The 11,278-nt window shown below is 47.4% G+C and carries 13 protein-coding genes; 6 read left to right on the top strand and 7 right to left on the bottom strand.

All coding sequences use genetic code 11. The features are described 5' to 3' along the window. Positions 1-34 precede the first annotated feature (34 nt). On the bottom strand, positions 35-691 hold the full coding sequence (gene rlmE / locus M2387_RS19070; protein ID WP_259051722.1) for a 23S rRNA (uridine(2552)-2'-O)-methyltransferase RlmE: 657 nt from the start codon (positions 689-691) through the stop codon (positions 35-37). Positions 692-816: 125 nt separating this feature from the next. On the opposite strand from rlmE, the gene yhbY reads away from it, so the two are divergent. Further along, positions 817-1,110, top strand: coding sequence for a ribosome assembly RNA-binding protein YhbY (gene yhbY, locus M2387_RS19065; protein WP_259051720.1), 294 nt, complete (start codon positions 817-819; stop codon positions 1,108-1,110). Between the two features lie 103 nt (positions 1,111-1,213). On the opposite strand, the gene greA is transcribed toward yhbY, so the two are convergent. Further along, entirely contained in the window at positions 1,214-1,690 is a 477-nt protein-coding gene (gene greA, locus M2387_RS19060; RefSeq protein ID WP_259051718.1) for a transcription elongation factor GreA, read from the bottom strand. A gap of 252 nt (positions 1,691-1,942) precedes the next feature. Here greA and dacB point away from each other — a divergent pair, with 252 nt between their 5' ends. Genes dacB through pmrB form a run of 3 tightly spaced genes read left to right on the top strand, consistent with a single transcriptional unit; the run spans position 1,943 to position 5,096 of the window. Then, a complete protein-coding gene (dacB, locus tag M2387_RS19055) occupies positions 1,943-3,376 on the top strand; it encodes a serine-type D-Ala-D-Ala carboxypeptidase (RefSeq protein ID WP_259051716.1) in 1,434 nt (477 codons plus the stop codon). A 2-nt stretch (positions 3,377-3,378) separates the two neighbouring features. Continuing rightward, the gene (pmrA, locus tag M2387_RS19050) at positions 3,379-4,041 is read left to right on the top strand and encodes a two-component system response regulator PmrA (RefSeq protein WP_259051715.1); all 663 of its coding nucleotides are present in this window, start codon (positions 3,379-3,381) and stop codon (positions 4,039-4,041) included. After that, the gene (pmrB, locus tag M2387_RS19045; protein ID WP_259051714.1) at positions 4,038-5,096 is read left to right on the top strand and encodes a two-component system sensor histidine kinase PmrB; all 1,059 of its coding nucleotides are present in this window, start codon (positions 4,038-4,040) and stop codon (positions 5,094-5,096) included. Before pmrA ends, pmrB begins: the two co-directional genes overlap by 4 nt. A 33-nt stretch (positions 5,097-5,129) precedes the next feature. Here the strand turns inward: pmrB and cgtA are convergent, their stop codons facing one another. The 4 genes from cgtA to rplU all read right to left on the bottom strand — a co-directional run bounded on the left by cgtA (position 5,130) and on the right by rplU (position 7,964). Then, the gene (gene cgtA / locus M2387_RS19040) at positions 5,130-6,302 is read right to left on the bottom strand and encodes an Obg family GTPase CgtA (RefSeq protein WP_259051713.1); all 1,173 of its coding nucleotides are present in this window, start codon (positions 6,300-6,302) and stop codon (positions 5,130-5,132) included. 16 nt (positions 6,303-6,318) lie between these two features. After that, positions 6,319-7,284 carry a DMT family transporter gene (locus tag M2387_RS19035; protein ID WP_259051712.1) on the bottom strand — a complete coding sequence of 322 codons (966 nt, stop codon included), beginning with the start codon at positions 7,282-7,284 and terminating at the stop codon, positions 6,319-6,321. A gap of 92 nt (positions 7,285-7,376) precedes the next feature. Further along, complete coding sequence (gene rpmA / locus M2387_RS19030) at positions 7,377-7,634, bottom strand: 50S ribosomal protein L27 (protein ID WP_259051711.1); 258 nt, start codon at positions 7,632-7,634, stop codon at positions 7,377-7,379. Between the two features lie 18 nt (positions 7,635-7,652). Further along, complete coding sequence (rplU, locus tag M2387_RS19025; protein ID WP_259051710.1) at positions 7,653-7,964, bottom strand: 50S ribosomal protein L21; 312 nt, start codon at positions 7,962-7,964, stop codon at positions 7,653-7,655. A 261-nt stretch (positions 7,965-8,225) separates the two neighbouring features. Between rplU and ispB the strand changes: the two genes are divergently transcribed. Both ispB and sfsB read left to right on the top strand, forming a co-directional pair. Next, on the top strand, positions 8,226-9,197 hold the full coding sequence (gene ispB, locus M2387_RS19020) for an octaprenyl diphosphate synthase (RefSeq protein WP_259051709.1): 972 nt from the start codon (positions 8,226-8,228) through the stop codon (positions 9,195-9,197). Positions 9,198-9,434: 237 nt separating this feature from the next. Further along, positions 9,435-9,755 (top strand): DNA-binding transcriptional regulator SfsB, encoded by a 321-nt coding sequence (gene sfsB, locus M2387_RS19015; RefSeq protein WP_259051707.1) that lies wholly within the window; start codon positions 9,435-9,437, stop codon positions 9,753-9,755. 207 nt (positions 9,756-9,962) lie between these two features. Here the strand turns inward: sfsB and murA are convergent, their stop codons facing one another. Further along, on the bottom strand, positions 9,963-11,225 hold the full coding sequence (murA, locus tag M2387_RS19010) for a UDP-N-acetylglucosamine 1-carboxyvinyltransferase (protein WP_259051703.1): 1,263 nt from the start codon (positions 11,223-11,225) through the stop codon (positions 9,963-9,965). Positions 11,226-11,278 lie beyond the last annotated feature (53 nt).

Genomic DNA, 11,278 nt, shown 5'->3' with positions numbered 1-11,278 from the left:
TTTGTCTATGCTCATCGACCCGCTGAACGCAGCGCTACAAGTCACTCGAATTATTTGGGGTATCTAGTTTACGCCCGGTCGCTACAATGTACACTTCACGTGAGCGGGCACGAGAAGAGTCCGGTTTACGTACTTTAACTTTCGTAAACAGGGAGCGAATTTCTCTCAGGTATTCATCGAATCCTTCGCCTTGGAACACTTTCACTACAAAACTACCACCCGGGGCCAGCACATCACGGCACATTTCCAGTGCCAGCTCTACCAGATACATCGAGCGGGGGATATCAACAGCTGGCGTCCCACTCATATTCGGTGCCATATCGGACATGACAACCTGAACCTTACTATCACCAACACGTTCCAACAGAGCCTTAACGACCAGCTCATCACGAAAATCACCTTGAAGGAAGTCTACCCCAACAATAGGATCCATTGGTAACAGATCGCAAGCGATGATTCTTCCCTGAGTCCCGATCTCTGTCACAACATACTGTGACCATCCACCAGGAGCAGCACCAAGATCAACAATAGTCATTCCTGGCTTAAAAAGTTTGTCACTTTGTTGTATTTCATCAAGTTTAAACCAAGCACGGGAACGTAGCCCCTTTTTCTGTGCTTGCAGAACATATTTATCGCTAAAGTGTTCCTGTAGCCAGCGACTGGAGCTGGCAGAACGCTTTTTACCTGTCATCTCATTATCCAACGTTGTTCATCGTGAGCGGCAGGCTGTGCAAAAAATCACAGCCGATTTGGCTATACACTGGAGATGGCGGTAGAATGAACCGTTTTCAATCCCAACGTAAGCAAAAATATACGATGAATCTTAGTACTAAACAAAAACAGCACCTCAAAGGTCTCGCTCATCCACTCAAGCCAGTTGTTATGCTTGGCAATAATGGTTTGACCGAAGGGGTACTGGCCGAGATAGAACAAGCGCTTAACCATCACGAGTTAATCAAGGTGAAAGTTGCAACCGAAGATCGTGAAACTAAAACCCTGATAGTTGATGCTATCGTGCGCGAAACCAAAGCCTGTAATGTCCAGGTTATCGGAAAAACACTCGTTCTTTATCGTCCGTCTAAAGAAAGAAAAGTTTCTCTGCCGAAATAGAGACGTGTGCAAAATGCCACGCTCTGCTCGTTGATTAAAGGCCGCATAGCGGCCTTTTTCTTATCTTTACAATACGCAAGCCATTGAGTAAGCATAGCTGAAACTATAAATATTCAACTTTTAGAATTTCAAACTCAACATCACCACCTGGCGTACGAATAACGACAACATCATCGCACTCTTTCGCGACCAGGCCACGCGCAATCGGTGAATTAACAGAAATAAGATTCTGTTTAAAATCAGCCTCATCGTCACCAACAATACGGTATGTCAGCTCTTCTTCGCTGTCCAAGTTTAACACTGTTACCGTCGAGCCAAAAATAACGCGACCGTTATTAGGCATTTTCGTGATGTCTATCACCTGGGCATTAGAAAGTTTCGCTTCAATATCCTGAATACGTCCTTCACAGAAGCCCTGCTGCTCACGCGCTGCGTGATATTCAGCATTTTCTTTTAAATCGCCGTGTTCACGCGCGTCGGCAATATCAGCGATAATTTTCGGACGGCGTACAGATTTAAGGAAATCGAGTTCTTCACGTAATTTTTCAGCACCACGTAAAGTCATCGGAATAGGTTGCATTATTTATACCTCTTATAATCAGTTCTGTGTGGCACAGTCAGCCGGCTAGTAACCCAAGAGCATAGCCTGAGTTGGTAAGCTCATCCCTGCCAACAAATGTAACAAAAGGGTTCGGAGTGATACCCCAAACCAAGCAGAAGATTTCGAATTATCCGCTATTTTACCCTGGAGTTCATCGAGGGTCATCGTTTACTTTGCAGTGCGATGCACCGTAGTATGAACACCATGTTTACAGGCCGTTACCGCGAGATTATGCGATTTTCTAGACTTATCATTGGTTTAACCACTATTCTTACGCTAAATGTGCAAGCAGCAAATGTGGAAGAATATCTGTCACAGCTGCCCGCAGGGGCTAATCTGGCTTTAACGGTACAAAAAGTAGGTGATTCCTCCCCTACTATTGACTATCACGGCCAGCAAATGGCGTTACCAGCAAGTACCCAAAAAGTGATTACTGCGCTAGCAGCCCTTTTGCAGCTGGGTCCGGATTTTCGCTTTACGACTACTCTTGAGAGCAAAGCACCTATTCAAAATAATACTCTGGAAGGCGACCTGACGGTACGCTTCAGCGGTGACCCGACACTCACCCGCCAGGATATTCGTAATATGGTCACTGCCCTGAGAAAGGCGGGCGTGGAGCAAATTAAAGGGAATTTGCTGATAGATACCTCCGTCTTTGCCAGCCATGATAAAGGCCCCGGCTGGCCCTGGAATGATATGACTCAGTGTTTCAGCGCCCCGCCTTCAGCCGCTATTATTGACCGTAACTGTTTCTCTGTTTCGTTATACAGCGCACCGACAGCCAATGATATGGCACATGTCCGTATCGCTTCTTATTATCCCATTACTGTCTTTAGTCAGGTTAAAACCTTAGCCAGGGGGTCATCAGAAGCCCAGTATTGTGAGCTCGATGTCGTCACTGGTGATTTAAATCGCTATACGCTGACTGGCTGTATGCCACAAAGAGAAGAGCCTTTACCCCTGGCTTTCGCGGTTCAGGATGGTGCGGGTTATGCGGGAGCTATCGTTAAGAAAGAGCTGGAACAAGCGGGTATTCGCTATAGCGGAACCATTCTGCGCCAGACACAGCCCAGTGAACCCGGCACCGTTATTGCCAGTAAACAGTCACCTCCACTGACTACTCTATTGAAAACCATGTTAAAAAAATCGGATAACATGATTGCAGATACCGTATTCCGTACCATTGGGCACCAGCGCTTTGGTGTACCGGGAACCTGGCGATCGGGTGCTGATGCCGTTCGTCAGTTGTTACGGCAAAAAGCGGGTGTCGATTTAGGTAACAGTATCGTAGTCGATGGTTCCGGGCTTTCCCGCCATAATCTCATTTCTCCGGCAGTGATGATGCAAGTCCTGCAGTATATTGCACAAAATGACAGCGAACTGAATATCATCTCAATGCTGCCATTAGCAGGTCACGATGGTTCATTGCAGTATCGTGCGGGTCTGGATCAGGCCGGTGTCAACGGTAAGGTTTCTGCGAAAACAGGCTCATTGCAAGGGGTCTATAATATGGCCGGATTTATCACCACAGCGAGCGGTAAACAAATGGCCTTTGTACAGTTTCTTTCTGGCTATGCGGTTGAACCCGCCGACCAGCGTAACCGTCGAATTCCTCTGGTTCGTTTTGAAAGCCGACTTTATAAAGATATTTATCAGAATAATTAATCATGAAATTATTAGTTGTTGAAGATGATTTGCTATTGCAGGAAGGACTGGCACTGGCCTTCAACCAGGACGGTTATGTCCTTGATCTTGCAGCAACAGCATCACAGGCAGAGCAGTATGTTCGATCTGCTGAATACAGTCTGATTATCCTCGATCTTGGTCTGCCCGATCAGGATGGCTCTACCCTGCTTCGTCACTGGCGCCAGCGTGGAATTAAAAGCCCGGTGCTTATTCTGACTGCTCGTGATGCTCTGGAAGACAGAGTAAACGGGCTCGATTCCGGGGCAGATGATTACCTGGTCAAGCCTTTTGCCCTGGTTGAACTCCAGGCACGTGCCAGAGCCTTGATACGTCGCCATGAAGGACATAGTGATAATCTTTTACAAGATAATGGCTTAACGCTAAATCTACAGACTCAGCAGGTCGTACTGGATAATCAAGCGGTAGATATTACGCCAAAAGAGTTTTCAATACTGACACGCCTGATGATGCGCCTGGGGCAAACGGTTCACCGTGAAACGCTACAACAAGATATTTATAGCTGGCAGGACGATCCTGGCTCCAATACGCTTGAAGTACATATTCACAATCTGCGGCGAAAATTGGGTAAAGAGAGAATCAAAACCATTCGGGGTATTGGCTATCGTCTGGAAAGCCTTCCGTGAACAGCATGCGCTGGCGGCTCATTATTATACTGGCGCTGATTTCCCTTGTTTTTCAAACTGCCAGCGTATTATGGCTATGGCATGAAAGCCGGGAACAAATTGCCTTTTTAGTTGAAAAAGCCCTGTCCGGAACCGTCAGTAATGCGCAGATAAAAAATGAAATCCGCGAGGCTATTGCCGCGTTACTTATTCCCTCAATCGTCATGATCGCCTGTATTCTGTTCTTTTCATTCTGGGCGATTACCTGGATTACACGCCCGTTAGAAAAACTACGTACCAGCTTGTCCCATCGTTCCCCGAATAATCTTTCTCCTATGCCAGTTTGTTCCAGCATCGAGGAGATTGTCGCCGTGACAACAGTGCTTAATCAGTTACTTGCCAGGCTGGATAACAGCCTGCAACAAGAACGCCTGTTCACCGCAGATGCCGCACATGAATTACGCACTCCATTAGCCGGTCTTAAGTTACATCTGGAGTTAATGGCAAATAGCGGTGTTCCACAGGCCCCCGTACTGCTACAACGTACGGATCAACTGATGCACACTATTGAACAGCTTCTGATGCTCGCACGGGCCGGACATGCTCTGGCAAGTGGGCACTATCAGACTCTGAACTGGACAGCCGATATTATTGCACCACTGCAAATGGAAATAGACGAACTGGCGATACAACGCCAGCAAACTATTATCTGGCCTGATAAAACGGCCTGTAACACGCAGGGAGACGCTATCTTGTTACGGCTAATGCTACGGAACCTGTTAGAGAATGCCTGCCGCTACGGCCCGGAAAAGAGCGTTATTCAACTTTTGTTGGTAGAGCAGGATAAGGGAATTTTGCTTACGGTCTGCGATCAGGGGCCAGGCATTGCCGAACAGCATCGGCAGAATCTGACAAAACCTTTTGAACGCCTCGACAGACGCTACAGTGGCAGCGGGCTTGGCTTAAGTATCGTCCACCGTATTGTGCATTTACACCACGGTTACCTGACGCTGGATAACTGCCCTGAAGATAGTGGGTTACTGGCCAGTTGCTGGCTACCCCGGCAGATAGAATAAAACAGGCCGGATTTATCCGGCCTATTTTAGTGATTACTTCTGATAGATGAATTCAACACCTTCTTCGTCGTCTTCATCCCAGTCGTCATCCCAGTCTTCTTCTGATTCAGCTTCCATCTCGTCAAGTTGCTCGCGGTGATAATCATCCCACATGAACTCAACTTTCTCTGGTTGCTTGGTAATATCAGCCATGACAATCGGGTTAGCGATAATAAAGCTCATGATGTCCCAGCACAGATCTTTGACGCCTATCTGGCTTGCCGCAGAGATAAGATAGTACTTATCATCCCATCCTAAGGCTTCAGCTATCGCTTTCGCTTTTGCTTCAGCTTCTGCTTTATCCATCAAATCAATTTTATTAAATACTAGCCAGCGTGGCTTAGAGGCTAAGTCAGTGCTGTACTTCTCTAACTCACCAACAATGATACGTGCATTATCTACTGGGTTTGAACCATCGATAGGCTCAATATCAATCAGATGGAGTAATACACGGCAGCGCTCAAGGTGTTTAAGGAAACGAATACCCAGCCCAGCACCATCAGCGGCACCTTCAATTAAACCGGGGATATCCGCAACCACAAAGCTTTTTTCGGTATCCATACGGACGACACCCAGTGAAGGGATAAGCGTTGTAAATGGATAATCAGCAACTTTTGGTTTAGCCGCAGAGACTGAGCGAATAAACGTCGATTTACCGGCATTTGGCATACCCAGCATTCCGACGTCAGCTAACAACATCAGCTCAAGCAAAATCTCACGCTGATCGCCAGGTGTACCCATGGTTTTTTGACGTGGGGAGCGGTTAACGGAAGACTTAAAGCGGGCATTGCCCAGTCCGTGCCAGCCGCCTTTACCTACCATCAGTTTCTGACCATGCTGAGTCATATCACCCATGGTTTCGCCGGTACCCTGATCGATAATTCGCGTACCAACCGGGACTTTTACCGTCACGTCTTTACCGCGTTTACCAGTACAGTCACGGCTCTGGCCATTTTGGCCACGCTCAGCACGGAATGACTTCTCGAAACGGTAGTCAATCAGGGTGTTAAGGTTTTCATCAGCCTCAAGCCAGACATCACCGCCATCACCACCATCACCGCCGTCCGGTCCGCCTCTCGGGATATATTTTTCGCGACGGAAGCTTACGCAGCCATTACCGCCATCACCTGCTACCACCAGGATTGCTGCTTCATCAACAAACTTCATTTTACTTCTCCGTAAATCATTCGTCTGAACGTTGTCCCGGGGTAACGACCTCGGCAGGTTGCCTGCGTCCCCAAAGGCGGTGACCAATAGCGGAATACATCGCACCAGTCACTACGACAAACGCTCCGACATAACCTAAAAGGTTGAGCTGAGGCATGGCAAAATAGTCGGGCCAGGCCTGGGATAACAGGTCTGAAAAGAGCAGTGTAAACAGAGGGGTTAGTGTAATCAGAGCACTAACCTGAGATGCCTGCCAGCGAGCCATGGCCTCCGCCAGCGCACCATAACCTACAATGGTATTCAAACCACAAAAAAATAAACACGCAAGCTGCCAGTTATTCAGTAAGAACAGGGTATCCAGCTTTGCTATCGGTAATAATGCTACCGCACATAAAATATACAACAAAAGGAGGATTTGTTGTGAGGCTAAACGACGCAATAATATTTTTTGCGCGACACCATAACTCACCCACACCATTGCAGCCAGCACGCCGAAAATCACTCCCAGGGTATAATCTGTCATCCGGGTGAAGATTTCGATGAGGCTGTTATTGAAAAACATCACCAGCCCGCACAACAACATAATGGCACCAACAACCTGTGTCCCACGCATTCTTTCTTTCAGAATGACGACACTGGCAACCATCATCCCAACCGGAGATAGCTGACCAATAACCTGAGAAGCTGTTGGACTGAGATACTGTAGTGAGGAGCTAAAAAATAAAAAGTTACCGAGTAATCCACCGGTCGCAATCGCCAGCATCGCTAACCAGCGGGGCTTACGAAAGAGGCGAAGCGGGGGTAACTTTCTACGAAATGCGAGAATAATTCCTAAGCCAATACTCGCCATTGAGAAACGATAAAAAACGACTGTTAAGGGTTCCATCACCGGCAGTACTTGTTTCATTGCAATCGGTAAGCTACCCCAGCACATCGCCGTGATTATCGCTAAAACAATGCCGACTCCAGCCTGCTGTTTCATGCTCGTTTGATACCTTTGATTTTTCGGATGCAGAATGTAAAAAGCCCCGCAATGTTTGCGGGGCTTACATCCGTTATCAGGACGCGAAAAACTTATTCAGCAACGATGCTGATATATTTACGGTTATTCGGGCCTTTAACTTCAAACTTAACTTTACCGTCAGACAGTGCAAACAGAGTGTGGTCACGACCACAACCTACATTGCTACCAGCGTGGAATTTAGTACCACGTTGACGAACAATGATGCTGCCTGCTAATACTGCCTCACCGCCGAAACGTTTTACGCCCAGACGTTTAGCTTCGGAATCGCGACCGTTACGAGTTGAGCCGCCAGCCTTTTTATGTGCCATTTAATCTGCTCCTCTGTATTAAGCGCTGATGCCAGTAATTTTAACATCAGTGAACCACTGACGATGGCCCTGTTGTTTACGATAGTGTTTACGACGACGAAATTTAACAATCTTAATTTTATCGCCACGACCGTGAGCAACAACTTCAGCTTTGATTACGCCGCCATCAACGAAAGGAACGCCGATTTTGACTTCTTCACCGTTTACGATCATCAGAACTTCTGCGAACTCAACTGCTTCGCCAGTTGCGATGTCTAGCTTTTCCAGGCGAACGGTCTGGCCTTCGCTTACTCGGTGTTGTTTACCACCACTTTGGAAAACCGCGTACATATAAAACTCCGCTTTCCGCACTCGCCTTACATTGAATTCAGGCTGCGCTATAAATATTCACAATAGGGCGCGAATATTACGCAAAACGCGACGCTTTGACAAGTACGATTGTTTATTCCACAGAGAAAAAAAGTACAATCTGTGCCACCCCATTTATCTGTCTCGTATTTTTAGTACAATCTGTACTACAGTATCTCACCGACACCCTCCTGCTAAGCCGCAGAATTGCGGAATAAATAGGACAAAAACCAGATTTTTGCGATGAAACTAGAAAAAATTAATGAATTAGCCGCGCAAGATATGGCGGGCGTGAATGCAGCAATCCTTGAGCAGTTAAATTCTGATGTTCAGCTGATTAATCAGCTCGGCTACTACATCGTCAGCGGCGGCGGCAAACGAATTCGCCCGATGATAGCCGTTATAGCGGCTCGCGCATTGGGATATGAAGGTAAAGCGCATATTAACATTGCGGCGCTGATCGAATTTATCCATACCGCAACTCTGCTGCATGATGATGTGGTGGACGAGTCCGATATGCGGCGTGGAAAAGCGACGGCAAATGCCGCATTTGGTAATGCTGCCAGCGTTCTGGTGGGCGATTTTATCTACACCCGTGCCTTTCAGATGATGACGCAATTAGGATCGCTCAAGGTTCTTGAAGTGATGTCTGAAGCCGTAAACGTTATTGCTGAAGGTGAAGTTTTACAGCTGATGAACTGCAATGACCCAAATATCACGGAAGAGAGTTATATGCGGGTAATTTACAGTAAGACAGCCAGACTGTTTGAGGCGGCAGCCCAGTGTTCAGGTATTCTTGCCGGAGCCAGTGAAGCGCAGGAAACCGCCCTTCAGGACTATGGGCGTTATCTTGGCACCGCTTTCCAGTTAATTGATGATTTACTGGATTACAGTGCTGATAATCAGACATTAGGTAAAAGTGTCGGCGATGACCTCAATGAAGGTAAACCTACTCTTCCTCTGCTTCATGCCATGCGTAATGGCACACCTGAGCAGTCTAAAATGATTCGTGAGGCTATTGAACAGGGTAACGGCCGCCATCTGCTTGAGCCTGTTCTGGAAGCGATGGAAGCTTGCGGATCGCTGGAGTGGACACGTCAGCGTGCCGAAGAAGAGGCTGATAAGGCTATCTCCGCGCTTGCTGCCATTCCTGACACCCCTTACCGTGAAGCGCTTATCGCTCTGGCGCATATGTCTGTACAACGCGATCGCTAGATTCATTTAGCGCGCCGTTTACGGCGCGTTAGAGTTTCCAATAAATCAATTAATTATCCCAAATATATTATTCATCCAGCTTATTTTCATTTATTACATAGTAAGTTGCGCGTAATGACACATATTTAATCGCTCTATATGTTTACAAAAAACATTTGGATATTTTCATGATATAACTGTCCCTGACAGCCATTGTTATTCGGTAACAATAGGTAGTGATACTCACAGGGAGAAGTTATGAAAAGTCAACACGTGGACTGGCATCCGGCGGATATCGTAGCCGGCTTAAGAAAAAAAGGAACGTCACTGGCCGCAGAGTCACGTAAGGCAGGGCTAAGTTCATCAACACTGGCCAATACGCTGACACGTCCGTGGCCTAAAGGTGAACTGATTATTGCGGATGTTTTGGGGATAAAACCTTGGGTTATCTGGCCATCACGCTATCACGATGCCATTACCGATGAATTTATCGACAGAACTCATCATATCCGTAATAGAGCCCCCGTCACCCCAGTTAATTCGCCGGCCTTAGCCACAGAGCATACTGAAAGCCAATAAACTAATTTAGTTAAGTAACAACGGGTTTGTATCCAGAATGATGCAAGTTACTTGTAGGCGATGAGGTTCAGTCGTTTGAATGGGACCCCTCTTCAGGAAACTTGAAACGTGGCAGGTAAATACCCTGGCTTAAACTAGATTAAAAGAGGAAGACGCTAAGCGACTTCCTCTTTTTTATGTCAATGAATTGGCTTTATTCCGGCAAAATCACTCATTGCCGCTAACACGCACAATATTCGCACCCAGCGCCTGGAGCTTATCTTCGATACATTCGTAACCACGATCGATATGATAAATGCGATCAACAATTGTTGTGCCTTCCGCGATACAGCCCGCCAGCACCAGGCTTGCTGAGGCACGTAAATCGGTCGCCATCACCTGCGCTCCGGACAACTTCTCTACACCACGACAAATGACGGTGTTACTTTCGATCTCAGCATGCGCACCCATACGAATTAATTCAGGAACATGCATAAAACGGTTTTCGAAAATCGTCTCGGTGATTACGCCAGTTCCCTCTGCAACCAGGTTCAGCAGGGTGAATTGCGCCTGCATATCGGTTGGGAAACCCGGGTGCGGTGCGGTACGGATACTGACGCATTTTGGGCGTTTTCCGTGCATATCAAGGCTTATCCAGTCTTTCCCGGTTTCAATCTCAGCGCCCGCTTCACGCAATTTTGCCAGTACTGCATCAAGTGTGTCTGGCTGCGCGTTACGACAAATAATTTTACCCGCAGAAATAGCGGCTGCGACTAAGAATGTTCCAGTCTCAATACGGTCAGGCAGAACACGATAAACACCGCCACCTAAGCGAGATACGCCTTCGATAGTAATGCGATCGCTACCCGCACCCGTGATTTTGGCGCCTAAAGTGTTCAGGAAATTAGCGGTATCGACAATCTCCGGCTCACGAGCAGCATTTTCAATAACAGTGGTTCCCTCAGCCAGGGTCGCAGCACTCATAATCGTTACGGTGGCACCTACACTCACCTTATCCATAACGATGTGTGCGCCTTTCAGGCGGCCTTGTACGGAAGCCTTGACGTAACCTTCTTCCAGCTTAATTTCAGCACCCAGTTGTTCCAGGCCTGAGATATGAAGGTCTACCGGACGCGCTCCAATGGCGCAGCCACCAGGCAATGACACCTGACCTTGTCCAAAACGCGCAACTAACGGCCCTAAAGCCCAGATAGATGCACGCATGGTTTTGACCAGGTCATAAGGCGCACAGAAGATATTGACCTCACTGGCGTCGAGATAAATCGAGCCATTGCGTTCCACTTTGGTGCCCAGCTGGGTGAGCAACTTCATGGTGGTATCAATATCTTTAAGATGCGGTACGTTCTGAATTTCAACAGGCTCTTCGGCTAACAACGCGGCGAAGAGGATCGGTAACGCGGCATTTTTGGCCCCGGAAATGGTCACTTCTCCACTGAGCTGGGTAGGCCCCTGCACACGAAATTTATCCATTGCAACTGTTCTCTTTTAAATCAAAATTGTGGCCATCAGCTGATACTGACGGA

Origin of the sequence: Klebsiella sp. BIGb0407 (assembly GCF_024807845.1) — a bacterium.
Lineage (GTDB): Bacteria > Pseudomonadota > Gammaproteobacteria > Enterobacterales > Enterobacteriaceae > JGM124.
This window is presented reverse-complemented; position numbering and strand designations above follow the sequence as displayed.